This window comes from Lysinibacillus sp. S1 (assembly GCF_044986265.1).
Classification (GTDB): domain Bacteria; phylum Bacillota; class Bacilli; order Bacillales_A; family Planococcaceae; genus Lysinibacillus; species Lysinibacillus capsici.
This window is the reverse complement of the sequence record NZ_CP173154.1, coordinates 3381378-3404353: the sequence shown is the minus strand read 5'-3', so window position 1 is coordinate 3404353 and position 22976 is coordinate 3381378. Positions and strand designations below refer to the sequence as shown.

23 protein-coding genes and 1 riboswitch are annotated in these 22976 nt (G+C 36.6%); of the genes, 6 read left to right on the top strand and 17 right to left on the bottom strand.

The window, feature by feature from the left end; genetic code table 11:
* Positions 1 to 128: 128 nt before the first annotated feature.
* Positions 129 to 518: a helix-turn-helix domain-containing protein gene (locus ACHZEU_RS16885; protein WP_004225641.1), complete on the top strand. Its 390-nt coding sequence runs from the start codon at positions 129 to 131 to the stop codon at positions 516 to 518.
* 41 nt (positions 519 to 559) lie between these two features.
* Here the strand turns inward: ACHZEU_RS16885 and ACHZEU_RS16880 are convergent, their stop codons facing one another.
* Positions 560 to 1435: a radical SAM/SPASM domain-containing protein gene (locus ACHZEU_RS16880; RefSeq protein ID WP_048394836.1), complete on the bottom strand. Its 876-nt coding sequence runs from the start codon at positions 1433 to 1435 to the stop codon at positions 560 to 562.
* A gap of 194 nt (positions 1436 to 1629) precedes the next feature.
* Between ACHZEU_RS16880 and ACHZEU_RS16875 the strand changes: the two genes are divergently transcribed.
* Positions 1630 to 2043 (top strand): hypothetical protein, encoded by a 414-nt coding sequence (locus tag ACHZEU_RS16875; RefSeq protein WP_404803582.1) that lies wholly within the window; start codon positions 1630 to 1632, stop codon positions 2041 to 2043.
* 201 nt (positions 2044 to 2244) lie between these two features.
* Here the strand turns inward: ACHZEU_RS16875 and ACHZEU_RS16870 are convergent, their stop codons facing one another.
* The 3 genes from ACHZEU_RS16870 to ACHZEU_RS16860 form a co-directional block, all read right to left on the bottom strand.
* On the bottom strand, positions 2245 to 3648 hold the full coding sequence (locus ACHZEU_RS16870) for a SpoVR family protein (RefSeq protein WP_066038215.1): 1404 nt from the start codon (positions 3646 to 3648) through the stop codon (positions 2245 to 2247).
* A gap of 44 nt (positions 3649 to 3692) precedes the next feature.
* Positions 3693 to 4850 carry a sporulation protein YhbH gene (yhbH, locus tag ACHZEU_RS16865; RefSeq protein WP_404803581.1) on the bottom strand — a complete coding sequence of 386 codons (1158 nt, stop codon included), beginning with the start codon at positions 4848 to 4850 and terminating at the stop codon, positions 3693 to 3695.
* Positions 4851 to 5089: 239 nt separating this feature from the next.
* The gene (locus tag ACHZEU_RS16860) at positions 5090 to 6985 is read right to left on the bottom strand and encodes a PrkA family serine protein kinase (RefSeq protein ID WP_039884612.1); all 1896 of its coding nucleotides are present in this window, start codon (positions 6983 to 6985) and stop codon (positions 5090 to 5092) included.
* Positions 6986 to 7197: 212 nt separating this feature from the next.
* On the opposite strand from ACHZEU_RS16860, the gene ACHZEU_RS16855 reads away from it, so the two are divergent.
* Positions 7198 to 8193, top strand: a complete 996-nt coding sequence (locus ACHZEU_RS16855; protein WP_279496241.1) for a M23 family metallopeptidase — start codon at positions 7198 to 7200, stop codon at positions 8191 to 8193.
* A 262-nt stretch (positions 8194 to 8455) separates the two neighbouring features.
* Positions 8456 to 10150: a HAMP domain-containing methyl-accepting chemotaxis protein gene (locus tag ACHZEU_RS16850; protein ID WP_279496243.1), complete on the top strand. Its 1695-nt coding sequence runs from the start codon at positions 8456 to 8458 to the stop codon at positions 10148 to 10150.
* Between the two features lie 56 nt (positions 10151 to 10206).
* Here ACHZEU_RS16850 and ACHZEU_RS16845 read toward each other — a convergent pair whose 3' ends face one another.
* The 6 genes from ACHZEU_RS16845 to ACHZEU_RS16820 all read right to left on the bottom strand — a co-directional run bounded on the left by ACHZEU_RS16845 (position 10207) and on the right by ACHZEU_RS16820 (position 16249).
* Positions 10207 to 10881, bottom strand: a complete 675-nt coding sequence (locus tag ACHZEU_RS16845; RefSeq protein WP_054548995.1) for a hypothetical protein — start codon at positions 10879 to 10881, stop codon at positions 10207 to 10209.
* Between the two features lie 137 nt (positions 10882 to 11018).
* Positions 11019 to 12509: a sodium:solute symporter gene (locus ACHZEU_RS16840; RefSeq protein WP_404803580.1), complete on the bottom strand. Its 1491-nt coding sequence runs from the start codon at positions 12507 to 12509 to the stop codon at positions 11019 to 11021.
* Between the two features lie 21 nt (positions 12510 to 12530).
* Positions 12531 to 13283, bottom strand: coding sequence for an SDR family NAD(P)-dependent oxidoreductase (locus ACHZEU_RS16835; RefSeq protein WP_048394852.1), 753 nt, complete (start codon positions 13281 to 13283; stop codon positions 12531 to 12533).
* The gene (locus tag ACHZEU_RS16830) at positions 13273 to 15024 is read right to left on the bottom strand and encodes a methyl-accepting chemotaxis protein (RefSeq protein WP_112116695.1); all 1752 of its coding nucleotides are present in this window, start codon (positions 15022 to 15024) and stop codon (positions 13273 to 13275) included. Before ACHZEU_RS16830 ends, ACHZEU_RS16835 begins: the two co-directional genes overlap by 11 nt.
* A 105-nt stretch (positions 15025 to 15129) precedes the next feature.
* Positions 15130 to 15215: riboswitch (cyclic di-GMP riboswitch) on the bottom strand.
* A gap of 203 nt (positions 15216 to 15418) precedes the next feature.
* Entirely contained in the window at positions 15419 to 15613 is a 195-nt protein-coding gene (locus ACHZEU_RS16825) for a hypothetical protein (RefSeq protein WP_004225659.1), read from the bottom strand.
* A 141-nt stretch (positions 15614 to 15754) separates the two neighbouring features.
* On the bottom strand, positions 15755 to 16249 hold the full coding sequence (locus ACHZEU_RS16820) for a DUF1456 family protein (RefSeq protein ID WP_048394854.1): 495 nt from the start codon (positions 16247 to 16249) through the stop codon (positions 15755 to 15757).
* A 184-nt stretch (positions 16250 to 16433) separates the two neighbouring features.
* Between ACHZEU_RS16820 and ACHZEU_RS16815 the strand changes: the two genes are divergently transcribed.
* Positions 16434 to 16637 (top strand): alpha/beta-type small acid-soluble spore protein, encoded by a 204-nt coding sequence (locus ACHZEU_RS16815; protein ID WP_004225662.1) that lies wholly within the window; start codon positions 16434 to 16436, stop codon positions 16635 to 16637.
* A gap of 70 nt (positions 16638 to 16707) precedes the next feature.
* Here the strand turns inward: ACHZEU_RS16815 and ACHZEU_RS16810 are convergent, their stop codons facing one another.
* The 3 genes from ACHZEU_RS16810 to ACHZEU_RS16800 all read right to left on the bottom strand — a co-directional run bounded on the left by ACHZEU_RS16810 (position 16708) and on the right by ACHZEU_RS16800 (position 19543).
* Entirely contained in the window at positions 16708 to 17904 is a 1197-nt protein-coding gene (locus ACHZEU_RS16810; RefSeq protein WP_004225665.1) for an MFS transporter, read from the bottom strand.
* A 302-nt stretch (positions 17905 to 18206) separates the two neighbouring features.
* On the bottom strand, positions 18207 to 19268 hold the full coding sequence (locus ACHZEU_RS16805; RefSeq protein WP_404803579.1) for a trypsin-like peptidase domain-containing protein: 1062 nt from the start codon (positions 19266 to 19268) through the stop codon (positions 18207 to 18209).
* Complete coding sequence (locus ACHZEU_RS16800; protein ID WP_404803578.1) at positions 19205 to 19543, bottom strand: hypothetical protein; 339 nt, start codon at positions 19541 to 19543, stop codon at positions 19205 to 19207. The genes ACHZEU_RS16805 and ACHZEU_RS16800 overlap by 64 nt, the downstream gene beginning before the upstream one ends.
* A 292-nt stretch (positions 19544 to 19835) precedes the next feature.
* Here ACHZEU_RS16800 and ACHZEU_RS16795 point away from each other — a divergent pair, with 292 nt between their 5' ends.
* Entirely contained in the window at positions 19836 to 20156 is a 321-nt protein-coding gene (locus ACHZEU_RS16795) for a general stress protein (RefSeq protein ID WP_069481407.1), read from the top strand.
* 223 nt (positions 20157 to 20379) lie between these two features.
* Here ACHZEU_RS16795 and ACHZEU_RS16790 read toward each other — a convergent pair whose 3' ends face one another.
* From ACHZEU_RS16790 to ACHZEU_RS16775, 4 genes are all read right to left on the bottom strand, one after another.
* On the bottom strand, positions 20380 to 20721 hold the full coding sequence (locus ACHZEU_RS16790) for a hypothetical protein (protein WP_404803577.1): 342 nt from the start codon (positions 20719 to 20721) through the stop codon (positions 20380 to 20382).
* A 9-nt stretch (positions 20722 to 20730) separates the two neighbouring features.
* Positions 20731 to 21039, bottom strand: a complete 309-nt coding sequence (locus tag ACHZEU_RS16785; RefSeq protein ID WP_404803576.1) for a zf-HC2 domain-containing protein — start codon at positions 21037 to 21039, stop codon at positions 20731 to 20733.
* Positions 21026 to 21520 (bottom strand): RNA polymerase sigma factor, encoded by a 495-nt coding sequence (locus tag ACHZEU_RS16780; RefSeq protein ID WP_404803575.1) that lies wholly within the window; start codon positions 21518 to 21520, stop codon positions 21026 to 21028. The genes ACHZEU_RS16785 and ACHZEU_RS16780 overlap by 14 nt, the downstream gene beginning before the upstream one ends.
* 264 nt (positions 21521 to 21784) lie before the next feature.
* A complete protein-coding gene (locus tag ACHZEU_RS16775; protein ID WP_404803574.1) occupies positions 21785 to 22753 on the bottom strand; it encodes a tRNA dihydrouridine synthase in 969 nt (322 codons plus the stop codon).
* Positions 22754 to 22976 lie beyond the last annotated feature (223 nt).

Below are 22976 nucleotides of genomic sequence, written 5' to 3'. Positions count from 1 at the left end.
TTTGTCTGGATAAAAGTATTACTCTAAAGATTGTACCATTTTAATGTAACTTTTTCTCTATTATACCACTATAATAGTATAGTCATTTCCATTGTTTTTCACTAGCTTTTAACATAGAGGTGAATCATATGTCAGATTTTTTAAAGCTAGTAGGTGAACAACTTCGGATTATTCGATTATCTAAAGGACTTAGCCAAGAAGAAGTGGCTGAAAGAACAGGGAAGTTAGGTTTCAGTAAAGGAAGAGTTTCCAATATTGAGCATGGACAATCTAATATTACCTTAAGTACTTTGGAAACAATCATGAAGGCATTAGACATTACCCCTGAGGAGCTATTTAATTTTCAAAAATTATCTGGCGTTACTGATATTGAGGAGAAAAACCTCATGCTAGACATTCATCGCTCATTATTAAGAGAACGAAATTTAGACGAGGTAAAATATGTAGTTCGTATAACGAAGGATTTTTTAGATACGATTGATTCTCAATCAAAGAAAAACAGCTCTAACGGTCAATGACCATTGGAGCTGCTTTTTTATTTCAAAGTAACTTTTAGTAGCTACATACCAAACTTTTGACGATAGCCACATTTTCTACATAATTCTTCCACAGCTTCTCTTCTCGAGAAGCCTTCAACAATCTTATTGGCACGCTCCCCTTCTACAATGTCGGAGAAGGATTTTTCATGTACATTTCCTAAATTAATGACACCTTCCCCATCCAAACAGCAAGGTACTACGGTACCATCCACCAATATAGCTGCTTGACTACGCAGTGCATGGCAAAAACCCTTACCTTCATCCTCTGGCTCTAGGAGACTTGGCCATCTAAACTCATGATCCTGATTTAAATATACATGAGGCGCAATTTTTACCCCTTTACCAGGTTCTACTTTTTCTTCTATACGATAATCAAGATGATACTCATTTTCTAATATTTCTAAAGTCTCGCGGTTGCGACGAGCTGCAACATCCGAAACATGATCCTGTTGTAGATTCCATAAACGATAGGAAATAATCGTATTGTATTCCCTAGAATCTCGCACAAAATCCAATATATCCTCTAAATATTTTTCACGATTTTCAGAGCCTTCATGCCCATCAAAGCTATGCAACGAGAAATTAATTTGACGTAATGCTGGCTTTCCTAATATTTTCTCGCGATTTTTTTTGATTAGCGTACCATTCGTTGTAATATTGACTTTGAATCCTTTTGCATGGGCAGCGTCTAATAGCTGATCAATTCTTGGATGTAGTAATGGCTCTCCTTTCACATGCAAATAAATATATTTTGTATGTGGACGAATTTCATCTAATATTTTATTAAATTGTTCGACTTTTATAAGCCCCTTTGCACGCGCTGTAGGTGGACAAAAACTACATGCTAAATTACAAACACTCGTAATTTCTATATAAACCTTTTTAAATGTTCTCAATGTTGCTTCTCCGTTCCCATTCACTAAATAATCAAATCTCATTCATTTTAACAAATTTATTGGATAGATAGCAAAAATCGTTGAGCTTCCCCTGGACACTCCTACCTTTTCTCTAGGTAACATGGCTACACGTACAGGTGGGTTCAAGAAGCGCTAATATCTTAATAGTAATAGGAAAGGAAGGAGGAGAAACGATGTCTGGTTTTAATTCTAAAAAATTTTATGGACCTGACGAACCTGAGCAGGAATCCWSTAACAARSRAKGGAARAATCRTATAACARTAAACTTCACATTCAATATAGGAAATACAGATTTTCACTTTGAGCAACGTGCAGAAGGCGGAGGCCAAATCAATCATGATGTAGGCACAAATGCCAACCAAGGTGGACAAAATGCTAGTAACGGTAGTCACACACGCAACGTCAATTCGCAATTTGCTGACGGTAATGGAAGAAGTGGTATTGCTGGTAATAATAATGACGAGGCTGGTGGGCAACAAGGCATTAAAGTACGGGATAGTCTTGTCATTGAAAGTGATATTCATTCATCCTCTAACCATAGTGAAAGTAATGAAGAAACTGATGTATTAACTGAAGAAGATGAGTAGATTGGTTTCAAAAAGATCATGTCAGTAGCAAAAAAAAGGCCATTTTACACGAAGGGGCTCTGTGCTCTGCCACTGGAAAGCAAGTAGCCTGCAACCGATTGTTGACATTTCACAAAAATACTATTGATGGTTTTGTTTTTTGACACGATGAAAAAACTTCTATCTGCTTGATGGTACCCTCAACAGATAGAAGTTTTTTTATTATACATTGCGTTTATAATTTTTTGTGCCGTCATATGAATAGAGCATCGGCTTTTTATCGACATAGGTTTCTAAATGAACAGGACGTCCCCATAGCTGGTAAATATAAGGTAATACATTTTCTAAATAGTGTGGATCTAACTCCATCCCTTCATAGCCATGAACTAAATATAGCTCGCCATTCCGCAAATAATCACCATTTTTTACCACAATATATGGGAAGCCTCCGTTTACACGCATGGATACAAGTTGATCGCGAACCATCTCGTGATCCTTATCCGTTATACGGTATTCATTCCCTTTCTTTTGGAACAAGTACAAATCTTCACGCTTCGCTAAATCCTTTGTTAAATAGTTTCGAATAAAGGAAATATCTGATTCTACCTCTCTTACCTCAAAAATCTTTTCACGTCCCGTATTTGGCAAAACACCTAACCGTTTCATTTCCTCGGTAGGATTATTATAGCGATTTTCAATATCCTCGAAAATTTTAATCCCAAGATAATATGGATTAATCGATGTTTTGGAGGGCTGCACAACCCCCGCATTTAATTTGGCATATTCGATAGTTTCAGCAGTAGTTAACTTTAGCTCCCGCATGATTCGTTGATGCCAGAATGAGGCCCAACCCTCGTTCATTATTTTAGTCTCTAATTGAGGCCAAAAATAAAGCATTTCCTCTCGCATCATTGTTAATATATCTCGTTGCCAGTCTTCCAATTCACGRCTATGTTCCTCTAAGAATAACAACAGGTCCTTTTCTGGCTGAGGAGGAAATTGCTTTAATCTGCGTCGAATTGGTTTATAAACTTTTTCTTTTTCTTCTATACTCCATAAATCATCATACGGTGATTTTGTTGGTGTTTTTTCCTCCTCAAGCTCATCCTCCTCACTCCAGGATAGCTTTGGTCTTAAAATTGATGGATCAATATGTTCTTGAATAGCTAAAACAGCATCTAAAAACTGCTCCACCTCATCCTTGCCATACTCTCTCTCATAGCCAGCTATTCGCTCCGCAGTTGCGGTCATACTTTCTACCATATCTCTTCTTGTATTAGAAAAACGTATATTATTTTTGAAGAAATCGCAGTGTGCTAGAACATGGGCAATAATCAATTTATTTTGGGTTAAAGTATTGGTATCGAGTAAAAATGCATAGCAAGGATTTGAATTAATGACAAGCTCATAAATCTGACTAAGTCCTAAATCATATTGAAGCTTCATTTTATGAAATTGTTTACCAAAGCTCCAATGGGAAAAGCGCGTGGGCATACCGTAGGCGCCAAATGTATAAATAATATCTGCTGGACAAATTTCATAACGCATTGGATAAAAATCTAAGCCAAAGCTTGAGGCAATTTCGGTAATTTCATCTATTGCACGATGAAGCTCTTTTGTGTCCATTTTACGCCCCCTCCTTTGAACGTGGTGCTGAGGATACTTCCATGTTACTCTTCACTTTTCTTGAAAAAGCTCTTTAAGGCGTCATACACATCGCCTTTTTTTCTCAAAATATGGTATCTGAATTTAGGATCATCAATTTTTTTATACGTATACATAAGCGTTGAGAATCGGTTATGCTGATTCACCTCACCATAGCCAAACATGCTGGATACATCCATTAACTCTCCTACTAGCTTCAAGCACTTTTCATTGTCCATCGATATATTTTCACCATCTGAAAAATGGACAGGATAAATATTGTAGCGAGACGGATGATATTTATCCTGAATTAATTCCAATGCCTTTTTATAAGCTGAAGAACAAATGGTTCCTCCACTTTCACCCTTTGTAAAAAACTCCTCTTCTGTGACAACCTTTGCCTCAGTATGATGAGCAATAAATTCAATTTCTACTGTTTCATATTTTGACCGTAAAAACTTCGTCATCCAAAAGAAGAAGCTTCTCGCACAATATTTTTCAAATGCGCCCATTGAGCCACTTGTATCCATCATGGCGAGCACTACTGCTTTGGATTCTGGTTTCTCCACTTCATCCCATGTTTTAAAACGTAAATCGTCATTGTGGATTGGCGTTATTTCTGCTTTCCCATGCATCGCATTGCGCTTTAATGCATTTAAAATGGTACGCTTTTTATCGACATTACCCATGAGTCCTTTTTTACGAATATCATTAAACTCTATTTTTTCTGTTCTAATATCTGCCTTTTCTTTTTGCTGTAAATTAGGTAACTCTAGTTCATGAAATAAAACATTTTGAATTTCCTCAATACTGACTTCCGCTTCATAATAATCTTGGCCAGGCTTGTCACCCGCTTCTTTTCCTTTACCTGGAGCCTGATTGGCCTTACTGCCATCCCGCGCTACTACATCTCCAACACTACTATCCCCTTGTCCCTGCCCTACATGCTTAGAGTTATCATAGTTATATCGAATTTTATATTCATCAAGTGACCGAATTGGTATCTTAATAACCTCGCGACCATTGGACATCACAATACTTTCTTCGCTAACTAAATCAGGTAAATTATTTTTAATCGCATCTTTCACTTTTTCCATATGGCGTTGTTGGTCCTGGTGCCCTTTACGATGGAGGGACCAATTTTCCTGAGAAATGACAAAGCGTTTATTTTCGTGTTCAGTCATTTTTATCCTCACCCATCTATCAAATTCGCTTTTTCTATACTATGCTTGTGAGCTAAATTTTTGAACTTTTTTCATAAAATCAATTGTATATTTATCAATCACGCCTCAAACGTCCAGATTTTTTTCGACCATGCTCTAAAGTATCTCTTCAAAGTCTCGGACATCTTCTCCTCCTGATAATAAAAGGAGTGCCCTAAAAATGGGACACTCCTATCTTAATTGGAACAATGCACATCAAGTTATCGATTGAGCAAACTTCCTACATACTGTAGCAACTCATTTGCTGATGTTGTATTATAGCCATGTTCATCAACAAGCCTTGCCACAACCTCATTAATCTTCTTCAGTTGAGATTCATCTGGCATTTTAGAAGAAGTAGTAATTTTAACGATATCTTTTAAATCTGCAAATAATTTCTTCTGAATGGCCTCTCGCAATCTTTCATGAGAATTATAATCAAAACGTTTACCTTTTCGTGCATAGGCAGAAATTCGAATGAGAATCTCTTCACGGAATGCCTTTTTAGCATTTTCTGAAATGCCAATTTGCTCCTCAATCGAGCGCATTAATTTTTCATCTGGATTCATTTCTTCCCCAGTAAGTGGATCATAAATTTTATTTTTATTACAGAATGCCTCTACATTATCAAGGTAGTTATTCATCAATGTTTTTGCCGATTCCTCATAGGAGTACACAAAAGCCTTTTGTACTTCATTTTTAGCAATCTCATCATATTCTCTACGAGCAACCGCAATGTAATTCATGTATTTTTCACGATCCTCTTGAGAAATCGATGCATGCTGATCTAACCCATCCTTCAATGCTCGTAAAACGTCTAATGCATTTATCGATGGTATCTCTTTGCGGATAATAGCAGAAGAAATACGGTTAATAATATAGCGTGGATCAATACCGTTCATGCCTTCATTCGGGAACTCTTTCTTCAGCTCCTCTAAGTCAACGGAATTAAATCCCTCCACATTTTCTCCGTCGTACAAGCGCATTTTTTTAATTAGATCCACACCTTGTTTTTTCGGAACTTCCAAACGAGTGAGAACCGAAAAGATTGCTGCGGCCTTTAAAGCATGCGGTGCAATATGGACATGGGACATATCGCTCTCTTTTATCATCTTTTCATAAATATGCTCTTCCTGACTAACTTTGAGGTTGTAGGGAATTGGCATAACGATAATTCGAGAATGTAATGCCTCATTCTTTTTGTTCGAAATAAATGAACGATACTCTGTTTCATTTGTATGAGCAACGATTAACTCATCTGCACTAATTAAAGCAAATCTTCCTGCTTTGAAATTTCCTTCCTGCGTTAATGATAATAAATTCCATAAGAATTTTTCATCTAGTTTTAGCATCTCCTGGAATTCCATCATTCCTCTATTAGCCTTATTCAGCTCCCCATCAAAGCGGTAAGCACGAGGATCCGACTCTGAACCAAATTCACCAATTGTAGAAAAATCAATACTTCCTGTTAAATCTGCAATATCCTGTGATTTAGGGTCTGATGGTGTAAATGTCCCTATACCCACACGTTTATCTTCTGAAAAAGTAATACGTTCAATCATTACATTTTCAATGCGTCCATCGTATTCCTTTTCAAGACGCATTGTATTTAAAGGCGATAAACTTCCTTCAATTCTAATCCCATATTCCTCAAAGAACTCATTACGCAAATGATGTGGAATTAAATGGAGCGGATCTTCATGCATTGGACATCCCTTAATTGCGTAAACTGCACCTTCATCTGTTCGCGAATATTGCTCTAATCCGCGTTTTAGTAAGGTAACGATAGTTGATTTACCACCACTAACTGGTCCCATTAATAATAAAATACGTTTTCTAACATCTAACCTGCGTGCTGCTGGATGGAAATATTCCTCCACCAGTCTTTCAATTGCTGTTTCAAGCCCAAAAATTTCTTGTCCGAAAAATTTGTACATTTTTTGCCCATCGCGTTCCTCTACACCAGAACTTTTTATCATATTGTAGACGCGTGAATGGGCTGTTTGAGCAACTTCAGGTCTTTCCCTAATGATGTTTAAATAATCTGCAAATGTCCCTTCCCACTTCAGCCTGTTTTCTTCTTCGCGATAGTTTTTCACTTTATCTAAAATGTTAATAGCCTTCCCTCCATTCAGGGCTTGATTTATAACATAGTATGAAGTTAATGGCATGATGATACCATTACTTTTTCTTTGATGAAGTTTCTTCTTATTATTTCTATTTTTTGGGGCAAAAAAATTGCGGATATATCAACTGTTTTCATACATAGAACCTTACTGAATGAAGATAAAAATTTCGGTTATTCTAACGTTAGAAAGGAGGTCCATCATTGCATCGCCATTTTATATTTCTTTTCACATTTTTATTTTTAGGGATTATGCTGTACCCTTCTGTCTCTTTTGCAAAGGAGGATCTTACAGAAGAAGAAATTTTACAGCAGCGTATGTCCTATTATGTACAATTCGATGAATTACTCATTCCATGGCATTTTTTAGCCGCTATCGATCAATATGAAAGAAACCTACAATCAGTTCGTAAAGACATCCCTAAACGAGAAGGCTATTTGGCTATCCAATTTTCTGATGAATACTGGTCAGGTGCATTAAATCCTGTAAAGGAAGACACTTCTCCTGAGACAATTAGCTATTTCGGAGGAATGGGCCTTGATGGTAATCATGATGGAATCGCTAGTCCAAAGGATGATGAGGATGTCATATTTTCGATGGCTAGTTATTTAGGGAAATTTGGAACGACTGATGAGGATTTTAAATTAGCTTTATGGGAATATTACGGAAGCGAAGAAGCCGTCAATCAAGTATTTACCATCTCCACATTGTACAGACATTTTAAAACCATTGAACTTGATGCACATACCTTCCCGCTAAATATTCGCTCTGATTACAGTTACCGGGGCACTTGGGGCGCCAATCGTGGTTGGGGTGGACGCCGTATTCATGAGGGAACTGATATTTTTGCCAGCTATGGAACGCCTGTATTATCTACCTCTTTTGGAATTGTTGAGGTAAAAGGATGGAATCAATTTGGTGGCTGGCGTATTGGTATTCGCGACAATCATAATTCCTACCACTATTATGCCCACCTCGGTAGCTATCATAAGGAAATTGAAGTAGGTACAATTGTAAAACCTGGTACTGTTCTTGGCTATGTTGGAAGCTCTGGCTATGGAAAAGAAGGTACATCGGGCAAATTCCCTCCACATCTTCATTATGGTATTTATAAATTTAATGGAAAAACGGAATGGGCTTTTGACCCTTATCCTTCCCTTCTACAGTGGGAACGCCAGGCGAAAAATCAAAAACAATAGAGAATCCTTTACTTATGGCACTTGAAGCATTTTGCTTCAGGTGTATTTTCTTTCTATATAGGAAATTTTACATAAATATATAAATTGGTTGTTAGACATCTGTATATATTTAACTATTAAGAAAAGGAAAATAATTATATCATTGTACTAAAAAACTATTTTTAAATATTTCTATCGAAAGGCTTATTAATACGCATAATTAGTTATAAAATAATACTTGTGTTGAAAAAATTTCTCAATGAGATAGTAAAGGGATGGGAAAATGAAAGGCATTATCAAGTTTAAAACACTTAAAACACGAATTTTAAGTGCATTTATTCTTTTGTTAGTTTTAGTAGTTAGCTTTACAACCTACACTTACAATTCCAATACAAATATGGAAAAACAGGCAAAAGATTTAGTAAAAGAAGATTTAGTTGTTTTAAATGCAAGTAAAAATTTAGCACTCTCTATGAGTGTCCGTCTATCTGCAGCGTTAAATTATGTGTTGACAGGCGACGAAAAATACAAAGAATCATTTGATGAGTATCGCAAAATGGCTGAGGAAAATAATGCTATTCTAGACAAATATGAAAAATCAGATGAACGCGATCAACTTGTAGTAATCGCTCGTGATTGGAGTACCCTTGTCAATACAGAGGTATTTGATATCTACCAAAAGGGCAATAAAGAATTAGCTTTAGAAAATTTAATGGATACACATGAACTCGTAACGAAAGTGCGATATGGTTACGAAAAACTGGCAGATGAACGAGCTAAAGCCATTACAGATGTCGGTAATGATGTTGTATCAACTAGCTCTGAGAATCGAACAATTGGTATCGTCTTTAGCTTGATTCTAACTATAGCTGGTATTCTAATTGCCATTATCACAGCCAGTACCATCTCTAAACCTGTTACAGTAGTAGCCGACCGGATGAAAGAATTAGCAGATGGAAATTTGCAACTAGAGCCTCTGCCTGTAAAAGCCCGAGATGAAATTGGAACATTAATGGTAGCAGCCAATGACATGAACGAAAAATTAAAACAAACGATCCAGTCTATCTACTCGGTTTCTGAAACAGTAGCAGCTAGTAGTGAAGAACTTGCTCAATCATCGAATGAGGTACAAGCAGGTACTGAGCAAATTACAGTAACGATGCAAGAGCTGGCATCTGGTACAGAAACACAAGCATCTACCACAGGTGATTTGGCAGAAACAATGACAGCATTTAAGCGTAGCATTCATGAAACTACACAAGAGGGCATTGAATTAAGCGAACATTCTAGTCATGTTCAAAAATTAACGGTTTCAGGGAAAAGTTTAATGGTGCAATCTACCAAACAAATGGCTACAATCAATGAAATTGTATTAGACTCTGTGAAAAAGGTAGAAAATTTAAATGAACAGTCTGCTGAAATATCCAAGCTTGTGTCAGTTATCGATGATATTTCAAACCAAACAAATTTACTTGCATTAAATGCAGCCATCGAAGCAGCACGAGCAGGTGAGCATGGCAAGGGCTTTGCTGTTGTGGCAGATGAAGTCCGAAAGCTTGCTGAGCAAGTACAGTTCTCTGTCACGGATATTGCAACAATTGTCCAGCGTATTCAAGGTGAGACTGGCAATGTAACATCTGCCCTTCAGACTGGCTATGAGGAAGTAAAAAGAGGAACAGCACAGCTCGATGAAACAAATGAAACATTTGAAAAAATTTCTGATGCTGTTGGGGATATGATTGTTAATATTTCAACGATTTCAACGAATTTAAATCAGCTTGCTCAAAATTCGGAAACCATTAATGCTTCTATTGATGATATGGCCTCCATTTCACAGGAATCCGCTGCTGGCGTTGAGCAAACAACAGCAACTGTGGAGGAAACCGCCGCTACAATGGATGAAATCGCTAGAAGTGCAAATCAGCTTGCTGGAATGGCCGAAGAGTTAAATACGCAGCTACAGCAATTTAAAATTTAATCATCTAAACAACAAAGGCTATCTCAAATTTTTCTATTTTGAGATAGCCTTCTCTCTTATTGCCAATGACTTATTGGCACTCGTTCCAGTTCATGACGTTTAATAATAACACTTATCTTTTGAAACCATTTCTCACAAAGCTCTATGGCTTCTTTATAGTCATCCTCCTCTTTTGATATGGGATCTTCACTATTATCCATGAACATATATTCTTGAATAGGCTCTGATAAATGATCTACTACTAACTTTAGCGATAGCTGTGAAATTGTATCTTCTTCTACCTCCTCTTCTTCTATTTCATCTGCTTCAGCAAGTAAGGAACCACTCATTAGATGATTCTTTGTTCTAACCGTAAATACTTCATCTTCCATGATGGCAACCTCATATATTCTGTTAAATGGAACCTCTATAATTTTTAGTTCTTCGTCTAAAGCTTCTCTTCGGGCAAAAATAAGCATGTTTGTCTGTTCATTTAACAGTAAAGCATTTAAAGCATCATTGGAAACTGTACATTGTGTATGAGGAATAGCCATTATCTCCTCCTCACTAGCTTCCGTCATGGCTGTCAAAGTTTGTATGGCAATATAACGCTCTTTTAAATAACGGATACTCCCTAGACCGACTAAAGCCAGCCCGATTAAAAAAAATAGTTGCTTAATAATGACTAATTCAATGGCATTTGCTAGATAAAGATAGACAATCCCTAATAAAATGAAGAAAATATTTTTCATCCAATTCCCGCCTTTATCAAGATAATCACTAGAAAAATTCAGATGATGTACTAGCAATAGTATTCTTGATTCTATCGTTTCATTCTAATAAAAAACACGAATTCATTGAACTTTACAATGAATCCGTGCTTTTGCTTTTAACGGCCAATTAGCGCTTCTTTACTACTTACGTCGTCTAATGTTTTATCTTTTTCTATTTTATGCATCTCAAGAACATGCTCAGATGGCGGAACGAGTATGCTCACCACGACAATTGTGATACCAGTTATAACAACACCTGAAAATACAGGAGCCTGCCATAATTCATTTAATAGACCTATGAAGCCTTCTGATTGGATTGTCAGACTAGGTACGAATGTTAGTGATGTCACAATGTAATAAACTAAGCCAACGGAAATACTTGCCCAAACTGCTGGTGTACTGACACGTTTCCAAAATGGTCCTAAAACGATTGGCCAGAATATTGTTACGAATATAATATCCCAAGCTAAATAAGCTAAATCAATTACTTTTTGGAAGCTTACAGCTAGCACTAAACCTAATAAAGCACTAGCTAGAATAATAGATCTCGAAAATCTTAATAGCTTCTTAGGATCAGGATTGTGATTAATAAAATCTAAATAAATATTCTTTGTCACAATCCCTGAAGTCGCTACATAACATGCAGCTACTGTAGACATCCCCATGGCTGCCATGGCTGTTAAGAAAATAGCTGCTAATAAAGGAGGAAAATAACCTTGTGCAAAGGTAAGCATCAATGTTTCTGGGTTTGTGCTTTCAGGATAAATAGACTTAAAGGCTTCCCCTAGCATCCCTGGAATCCAGCTAATTGCAATGACAATAATACCAGCAATAATCATGCTTCGTTGTGCCACCCGTGGACTTTTTGCAGCAGCTACCCTCTGCCCAAGGTCAACTGCAGGGATATCTCCAAGTGCTAGTACAAGATACAAAGTCCAGAATTCTGCTCCTGCCTTCTCAAATAATGTACTGATATTCCACCACTCGGGATTAAATGTAACGTCTGGATAGTAAAACAAAATAAAAATGGTAATACCCAAAATACCTGCCACTGCAAGTGCACCTTGTACGATTTCAGTATAGGCTACTGCCCATAAACCACCAATAACTGAATAAATAGCCGTTAGCGATACAAATAGAAGCGCCGCAGGTATAAAATCAATTTGCAATAATTGCTGAATAATATACGTTCCACCAACTGTTAACGCCGCTGCATTAAAAACTCCAAAAGCAATTGCCATAACAACCCCTGTATAGGCTCCTAGCTTTTTACTGCCATAGCGTAAACCGTAGTAATCTGCTAATGTCCAGCCCTTTAAACGTCGCAATGGCTTTGTCCAAATGAGTGCTCCAAGAATCATACAAGTCCCTAAACCACCCATTGTTGCCGAACCTTCAAAGCCACCACTTGTATAGCCAGAGCCTACCGCTGCAAAAAAGAAGGGAGCTGCTAATAATGCAGCGACTAAACTACCCGTGACAACGGATAAAGGCATGCTCCAGCCAGCAACAATTAAATCCTCGGCTGTGTTGACACGCTTATAGCCTTTATAGCCAATATAATAGATAAATAATAAGTATAAGCAAAAGATAATAATATTTAACATTATTTACTCCTTCGTTTTCCATTAACCGTTCATTACGACCCCACCATTTGGCGTTAAAATTTGACCTGTATAGAAGTCAGCATGATTAGAGGCTAAAAATAATACACTTTTCGCAACTTCTTCTGGTTGTGCTAAACGTTTTAATGGATATTTTGCGGATTCTTCCTCCACATAGTTATCGCCAAACTCTTGTAGAATGTCCGTAAATGTTCCACTAGGAGCAACTGCATTGACAAGTATAGAAGGTGCTAATTCTCTTGCTAAAGCCTTTGTAAAAGCATTAATAGCACCCTTTGCAGCTGAATAATGCGTGAATTCTTCACAACCCAAGCTACCAATATCAGATGAAATATTGATGATTTTTCCTGTATTACGTTCCTTCATTCTTTTTGCTGCTTCACGGCAATTATAGAAACAGCCATATAAATGAACTTTAATCATACGATCCCACTGCTCATCCGTTAAATCTGTAATGCTGGAACCCTGTGCAAATCCAGCGTTATTTACAAGAATATCAAGATTCCCGAGATGCTCGTCCATAAATTGATGCATCGCTTGTACTTCTTGAGAGTTAGAAACATCTGCGTGGAATATTAAAGCTTTCACACCCAACTTTTCTGCTTCTGCACGTACAGCTTCTGCCTCTTGCTCATCCCCAATATAATTAATTAAAATATTGGCTCCATGTTGCGCAAAGCCTAAAGCAATTGCTTTACCGATTCCTTTACTAGAGCCTGTAATTAAAACATTTTTTCCTGTAAAATTAATGTCCATTATGATCATTCTCCAATTTGAATTTTGCCACTAGACCTTGCAGCTCTTCTGCTGTTTTGCCCAGTGATGAAGAGGCATCCTTTACTTCCTGCATGGTAGATAATTGCTCTTGTGTAGAATTCGAGACATTTGAAGAGAACTCTGCTGACTGCTCTGCAGATTGTTTAATATTATTAACAGATGCCGCCACTTCTTCTGAGGATGCAGAAATTTGTTGTGAGGCTGCTGAAATTTCACGTATTTGGCTAGCTACTTCTTCTGAGGAAGTAAGAATTTCTTTAAAGATTTCGCCTACTTCATTGGTAAATGCCATCCCTACCTTAACATCCTCTTTACCTTTCTCCATAACCGTGATAGAAGCGTTTGAATCAGACTGAATAGAACTAATTAAATTGTAAATTTCTGTTGCTGATTGAGAGGATTGTTCAGCTAAGCGTCTCACTTCATCCGCAACAACGGCAAAGCCTTTACCGTGTTCACCTGCTCGTGCCGCTTCGATCGCAGCATTTAAAGCTAATAGATTTGTTTGATCAGCTATAGCAGTAATTAAGCTAACAATTTCACTTATTTTTTTAGTATTAACATGTAGTCCATTAATGGTTGTCCCTATTTGTTCAACAGAATCATTAATTAACTCCATTTGAGCAATAACTTGTTGTACAACTTCATTGCCTCGTTCAGAAGCCTGTGATGCTGAAATAGAGGATTCCGCAGCTACATTTGCAGAATCAGCAATTTGCTGAATACCTGTTGCAGTTTCTTCCATAGCAGCAGCTGTTTCCTCTGTCATGGTCATCGAGGCCTCAGCATTTTGTGTAATTTGATTCATGTCTAGTGCAATATTTGTTGAGCTGTTATAAGTTTCACCAGCATGTACCGTTAATTGATTGGCTGCTGAAGAAACGTGATTGGATGTATTGCGTATGTTTAAAATAATATGTTGCAAATTAGCCACCATTGTACGAATGGATTCAGATAATTTACCAATTTCATCCTTCGATGTCTCTAAATCCACATCTATTAATTCACCATTTGCCACTTGATTGGCAACGTTCACTACTTTTTTCAGTGGCTTTAATAGTCGATCTATAATTATGTAAACTAAAACTAATAAAATTAAAATGCCGATAATGGCAATGACAATTTGCTTAATCACACTTGTTTTAATAATCGTATTGATATAATCAGCGGAGTAATCAATCCCTAATAGGGCAATCAGTTGGCCATTATCATCTTTAATAGGACTAAAAACCGTTCTCCAAGAACCAAAAGGATCCTCGAATATATCAGTTACCTCTGTACTATTATTTTCAATAGCTAATTTTGCTGTTTCTACATGTTCATCCGCTAAATCAGTAAAAATTTCACCGGCTTCATATACTTCATTTAGATTAGAGGTATAGCCAATTGGATTGACGCCACCCTCATCCTTGACATCCCAAATATAACTCCAGCTCATAATACCTTGCTGGTCCTGAATCATATCAAGTTGCTTTTGGATCTTTGTAAACTTTGCGTTTGTTTCCCCTTTTTCGGACAGCAAATCTTTTACTTCATCACTGTCTAAGTTCATAGCTGTTAATAAACCAACACTTTTTAATTCTTGCTTCAAATCCACATTCATCCGATTATTCAATTCACTAATACTTTGCGTCGTAATAATAGCGATAAGCAGTAATACAACGATAGAGACTGTTAGTAAAAGCTTATTTTTTAATGATGTGTTTTTTAACAACTTCATTTCCCCTTTTCCTCCTTTGAACTTTACTTGCAAAAAAATGCCTATTTCAAAAGAAATAGGCATAAAAGAACAAAAACTAGAATGAGAATGATACAACTAGCACTCTTTTGCAACCCAGCCGCCATAGCATTTATTGCCTTAGACCTGTAGCTTTGCGTCTTTACTTTTCAGTAAATTTGCCTATATTTCCCTACCAAAATTAACACAGTAGGTAAAAGTAGTCAATGCTCTCTACTTAAAACATACATATTATATACTAGCTGTTCCTTCATTAATAATTATATAAATTACTTAATTATGATTCATCTATTGAACAAAATAAAAACAGCTACAACCTCAATTAGCGTTGTAGCTGTCCACTTTCAATTCACTTACCCCTAAGTGTTTGAATAAATTATACGTTTTGTGTGACAAGTAATACGGATGGTATAAAGGATAATGCAAACATAGCGATATACCATACGGAAGTACGTCGTAATGAAAAGCGTACTTTTTTTCGTTCCGCATAAAAAATATCTAACATAACTGCAACAATAAAAGGCATTGTAATACATGCAATAGCTACTAATAAGATGTCAAAATAAATCATACAAGCACCCCTTTGTCTGTGAACATTTTTCATCTTTTTTGTGAACATTTTGTGATAATTTTATTGTACACAATTTCATCACAAATTGTCAACGAGTTTTAAAGAAAAAAATGGCACTTTATGATTGATATCCATTGTGCATTATGCTCTATATTTATATGTTAGGCCCCTTAAAAAATTTCGTACGAATGAATCGCCACACTCTTTATAATTACGATGACTTGGATTTCTTAAAATAGCACCTAATTCACCTTTTGTAACTTTAATGCCGCCGTCATATAAAATCTCAAGCATCTCCTCCGTTGTTAAAGCTAAAGCAATTTTTACTTTCTTTAGCAGCATATTATTTGGGCTTTCTTTACCTGACACAGGTAAAGGTCCAACAGCCTGTCCTTCTCTTGGTTTCTGAGGCCCACGTTTAAAAGTAATTAATCCATTTAAAAATGCCTCTAACATTTTATTATTACATTTGATGTATTCCTCTGGCGCTTCTTCCTCATCATTAATCTTAATCAGCATATTTAATACTTCTTCCTTTGAATAATCCATGCCACCAAGTTTAAAAATTTCTACCATATCTACATTTTTTATATCGAACGCATAGCGTAAACGAATTAAGATATCATTATTTGTCATTATATTTCCTCCTTTAATTAACCTTATATAGTAAAGAGCCAGGCTTAATTATAACAGAGAGTTTGCTGATTATTGCTAGCTTTCCACAAGTTGTTGTTGTTAGCAAATAGCGTGTGCATTTCCTACTTTTTAAATGTATKAAAAATTTAATCGCAACCATTCTAAGKWCAARGAGGTGAGAACAATGGCTAACAATAACCGCAGTTCAAATAAACTTCTAGTACCTGGAGTACATGAGGCTGTCAATCAAATGAAATATGAAATTGCACAAGAGTTTGGCGTTCAGCTTGGGCCAGAAGCATCTTCTCGCGCAAATGGTTCCGTTGGAGGAGAGATTACAAAACGCCTTGTTGAAATCGCTGAAAAACGTTCAAAAGGTTTATTATAATTAAATACTAATAAGAAAAGAACGAATCCCATTTACATAATTGGAATTCGTTCTTTCGTGCTCTATAAAATTATGCTGTTTGCAATTCCTTCCCTGAGCTCTTAAGCGTTAGCATAACGATAAAGGAAATACAATACAGTGCTGCTAAGTAAATCATCACGACAGTCATATCGTAGCTTTGTAAAATAAAGCCTACAAAGATTGGTGAAAACCCACCTATAGCTCGTCCAAAGTTAAAAATGGTGTTTGTTGCTGTACTGCGAATTTGTACTGGATAAAAGCTACTAATTAATGCACCATACCCTGCAAACATTCCATTAGAGAAGAATCCTACAACCGCACCGCCTACTAATATCGCTACTGCACCTGTTGCAAACGAGTAAAAGAATACAGCACATGCAGAGGCTACTAAAAATATCCCGAATGTTCGCTTTGCACCAAAACGATCCATAAATCTGCCAAACGTCAGCATTCCAATGATCATGCCAACTGCGGTACTAATTGTCCACAATGCTGAGCTTGAAACCGATAAACCTTGTGATTTCTGTAACATCGAAGGTAGCCAAATCATTAGACCATTATAGCCTGCGATTTGAACAGTAGCCATTAGAATTAGGGAGAGTGTTGTCATGGTGATACGAGGTGAAGCAAATAATTGTGCTAATTTCCCGTTCTCTTGCTTATTATTTTGTTGTTTCTGCGCTGCTAACCATTCTGGTGATTCATCAATATTTTTACGTACGATAAAGGCGAAAATAACTGGTAGTAATCCTACAAAGAATAATGCACGCCACCCTAAAGTTGGTAAAATAATAGCACTTAATAAAGCGGCTAAAATTACTCCATATTGTGCACCTACACTGACATAAGAGGATGCTCTGCCTTGTTTATTCTTTGGCCAAGCCTCCGCCACAAGCGCCATCCCAATACCATATTCTCCGCCAGCACCTAAACCAGCGATAAATCTATAAACATAAACTTGTTCAATACTTGTTGCTACTCCTGTTAAGGCCGTTCCGATGGCAAACAAAATAATCGTATACGTAAACACTTTTACTCGACCATATTTATCTGCTAATACTCCGAAAATAATACCACCCAGTAGCATCCCAATATTCGTGATGGATGAAATCAATCCACCTGTTGCAAGATCAATATTAAATTCTGCAATAATCATTGTCATAGCAAAGGAAATAAACATAATGTCCATTCCTTCTAGCGTTAGCCCCGCCACTGAAGCAACCACGGTTTTTTTACGATAATCCATTCTTTTTAGCCTCCATTTTCTAGTTGTCGATCTCTTTTAGTGAATGGATTATAGCTGTCTTGTCCATTCTCTTTTGAAGCCTCACGGGACTTCCTTTAAAAGAGGAGTACGGAACAATAATAAAAGCCCTTCCGTCACAGAGGACAAAAGGGCATGACAAAGCAAAGATATTAGCTTAAAAATATCACATAGCCCTTTTCAGCCTCTCTGGACCGTATTAAAGGATTTATATATCGTTCATTTATACCGTTCTACATTCTATAAGATTACTGAAGAAAAAGCAATGGTCGAATAGTGGAAATTCAACACGGTATTTCTATAAAGTTTTGAGCAAACTGATAAATTAGATTGGCAGGTACAGCCAAATTAAGGTTTTGACCATCATCGAAGCCTGCTGTAATCAGACCAACCAATCGCCCATGCATATCCAATAAAGCACCACCTGAACTGCCATTTGATATAGCGGCTGTAAATTGAATCATAGACATTTGCCGAATATCACGAAAACCCGAAACAATCCCATCAGAAACTGAGTTAAACAATCCTAACGGACTGCCAATCGCCACAATTTTTTGCCCTCGAACTAATTGTCCATCCATTTTTACAGGTAAAGGATGGCCTATTCTGTCTACCTTCAAAATAGCCAAATCATGCATATCATGATATTTCACAAATTGATGGGTAATATACTCGTTGGTATCATTTTCATAGAGCACAGAATAATATTTTCCACCACCCACAACATGCAGATTTGTTAAAATATATCCATCTTGGTGGAGAATGACACCAGAGCCATAGCATAAAACCTTGTCATCCTCCCCGAAGGTCTTAATCATCACAACAGATGTGGCTAAGGAGGCTAATTGCTCATAGCTCCACTCCTCCGTCGCATTCGTTTTTTGAGCAGGAATGTTCAATTGTCTTGAAGTACTTTTAATAGGCAATGTTATTTCTTTTTCATAGAAATGTCGACACATATGTAAGGTAGATGACGCTTCTATTATAGGGTACAAATTGGCAATATCTCCTTTGGGATTCATGTAACAAATATCGCACCCCAGTGACGATAAGAAATATAAAAATAGTAATTCATGCTGCGTAATGTCACCTATAAAAACAATTTTGGGGGAAGTTGGATTTTCCTCCGAAAAAATTTGTGGTAAATAATAATCCATCCAATACAAAAATTTAACTGCAAAATTTTTTAACAACGTTTCATTAGTATAAGGCTGATTTTCTTTAAATATTTGAATCATCTGTTTAAAGCTTAGCTTTTTTGTCCATTCAAGTTGATCACTCACTAATTTACTGCACAAAGATAGCTTATACAGTAATTGCGGGTTTTCAGCAGCAGTCTGCCACATTCTCCAGCTTCCGACAATCTATCTACATCTTCCTTATTACGAATGACCTCAAGCTTATGCAGTCGTAAATAAAAAATGCTTTGCTTGGAGAAATACTCCTCCATTTTTAGAATCTCATCTTTATAAAAATCTACAGAATCAGGTATACCGATATATCGTAGAAAAACAACTTCCTTCGTAAGAGAATGTTTGTTGTGATTAATTTGCATAAACTCCTGAAAAGTATTTGCTGATTTATTGTATTTAATTTTTAACGGTCTAGTTGTCACAATCATCTTCATACAACTCCTATAAGCTCTTCATTACATATAATGGTACTTATATACAATTCTCTGATGTTTCTCTAAATCCTCTATTGATGCAAACAAAAAAGCCCGACTCTATAAAGAATTGGACGTAGCTTTGGAATAAAGATTTAGAATAACAACTTCCAATGTTTTTGAGTTGTTCATTAGTATTCAATTAGTTGTTAATGCCACTCTAACATAATTAAAAACTAAAAAGATGTTTTATTCATTCAATATAGTGGAATAGATTGAATGTGAACATATATAGGAGGGATCAATAATGACAGTCAAATTGACAGTAGAAAACGTAGTACAGGCGAAACAAGAAGTGGAGAAATTAGAAGCGCAAGGATATCTTCGAGATAACATTTACATCTTTGCGCACTATGAAGAACGTGAAGATGATATTAACGAAGCACTCGGGACTGAAGAAGCTGGTATTAGCGAGCAAGGGTTCCTGACTTCTATGAAGAACCTGGTGAATTCCCGTGGAGATGAACTCCGCAACAAGTTAGCTTCTGTCGGCTTAAGTGAATCGGAAGCTGCTCAATTCGAGAAGGAACTGGATACAGGTAAATTGGTCATAGTTGCCAATAAGTAAAAACAAACCCGGGAATCCAATCCCGGGTTTGTTTCATTTTAACCTTCGTCTCTGTATTCAAGATAGCCTTTCAACTATTGTCAATTATCTGCTCGAGGAAATTTTCTTCTTCTTCATTAAAAAGTCTTCTTCAACAATATGGTCCTATTCATAAAGAATGATAATTTTCCTTATTACGGAAAAGCACCCGATAATGGAATAACTAAATATGATTTCCATCAGATTATTTCTCCCAAATTAATACTGCACGTTCTAAAACTGAATCCCAAGAATCCTTTCCTCCAGGAACCATCTCTTCTGAATCAAATTCCACATAATATACCGCATCGTTATTTCCACTTTCAGGTAGAACGAAGGTATCTTCTTGTCCAAGCCTCTTTTCATCATCAATCAGGTTTCTCGAAGGTGAATCAGTCATTGTTTTTGTATAATAAATAAAACTCACAATCTTTTTCTCTCCATCAATTTCAAATTCCTTAGGAAACGTTCCGTGAACACCTGCACGGCTTTTGCCATAATATCGGGAAATCAACTGATGATCATTTTGTCTTTCGATTTTGATCAAATCTTCCGATTAAGGAATAACCGTTTCAAAATAGAAAACAGACAAATAGGTCCCCAATAAAATAAGTGCCGTTATAAAAACCGAAGTAATGGAAATGATCACTTTTTTCTTACGCCATTTTTTACTGATCTCTTTAAATTGAAAAGCCTTATTTTCTGCCGGGATATAAAGTTCCTGTTTCATGGTTTCATATTCTTTTTGACATTTTTCACAATGCTGTAAATGTTCGTCTACCATTTCTTTTGTATCTTCACTAACTACCTCATCAACATACAGAGGTAAAACATCTTGAATAATTGTGCATTTAATCTCTTTCATAATTCATCGCCTCCATATACTCGATAATTTGTTTTCTCGCTCTGTAAAAGGTAACCCTTGCCCACCCTACACTTTTTCCAAAAAGACGTCCTATCTTTTCAAAAGTTAATTCTCCAAAAGTACGTAATGAAAAGACCTCCTTATATGGCTCATTCATCGAGTGAAGAAACTGATGAACCATGAAGGCATCTTCTTCATTCATCAAATGCTTTACAATTTGCACTTCCATACTTGATTCTTCTACTGCACCTGAATCTACTTGTCGTTTCTTTMTTTTGTAGTGTGAGAAATATGTATTTTTCGCAATTGTAAAAAGCCATGCTCGAATATCCTTAGAACCATCAAATTTTTTTATTGCTTTTAATGCCTTAAAAAATGCTTCTTGTGTTATTTCCTCGGCTATGCGCTCATCGTGACTTAATGATAGGATATATAAATAAACTTCTTTAAAGTATTCGTGATAGATTTCCTCAAAGTCCACCTATTTTCACCCCTTTCACTTATATAACTCTTAGAATTTAATTACGTTACAAAAATATGTTATTTTCGATTACCAATATTCAAAAGATTCAGTAGCGACATTGTTAAATAAAAAAACATAAAAACAAGAGCCCCCTAGCATCTGACAAAACCTCAATAGCGATAAATTGAAAGGAGCAAAGAAAGGGAAATCTCATCCCAAAATCTTTGCTCCTACTTCTACTGTTATTTACTTGACTTTATTGGTGGGTTCATCATTTCATTGTCATTCAATATTGTTTGATTCAAAGTTGTCTAGCAATACACGCACTTCATCCGTTGATTTTGTGTTCATCAATTGACTTCTTAATTCACCAGCTCCTCGGAATCCTTTGACATAAATTTTGAAGAAGCGATGAAGTCCTGTGATGGAACGTGGCAGTTCTTCCGCGTATTGATCTTGAAGATCGAGCTGCAGTCTTAAAAGATTAAGATACTCTTTACTGCTATGCTCTTTTGGCTCTTTTTCAAAAGCAAAAGGATTTTTAAAAATACCTCGTCCAATCATCACGCCATCAATCCCGTATTGTTCAGCTAGTTGGAGTCCCGTTTGACGGTCAGGAATATCTCCATTGATCGTCAGTAGCGTATTAGGTGCAATACGGTCACGAAGTTTTTTGATTTCCGGAATAAGCTCCCAATGCGCATCTACTAGGCTCATTTCCTTTCTTGTTCGTAGATGAATCGAAAGGTTCGCAATATCCTGCTTTAATATATGCGTTAGCCAATCCTCCCACTCATTTACATCCTTGTAGCCAAGCCGTGTTTTCACGCTAACAGGCAGTCCCCCCGCTTTTGCTGCTAGAATTAATTCTGCGGCCACATCTGGTCGGAGAATAAGGCCACTCCCCTTCCCTCTTGATGCTACATTCGGTACAGGGCAGCCCATGTTAATATCAATGCCTTTAAAACCTAGCTCTGCCATCCCAATACTCATTTCACGGAAATATTCGGGATTATCTCCCCAAATATGTGCCACCATTGGCTGCTCATCTTCTGTAAAGAGCAAACGACCGTGCACACTTTTCTTTCCCTCTGGATGACAGTAGCTATCCGAATTTGTAAACTCAGTAAAAAACACATCTGGTCGACCTGCTTCACTTACAACGTGACGAAAAACAACATCCGTTACATCTTCCATCGGTGCAAGCACAAAAAAAGGCCGTGGTAAATCGCGCCAAAAATTATCTATCATGTTAATTCCAAATCCTCTCACTATGGACATATTGATATATTTACCTCATTACCTAATAGAGGTAGAAGCATTATTTATCAAGAGCTAATGTAAAAATCAACAATGTTTATTTTAACGAAAATCAGTACTAAATGGTATTTTAACAAACAAAAAAGTAGATGGTATAGATTGTTTCTACCTCATCTACTTTTATTATACCTAATTTTCATTTCTATATTTTTTC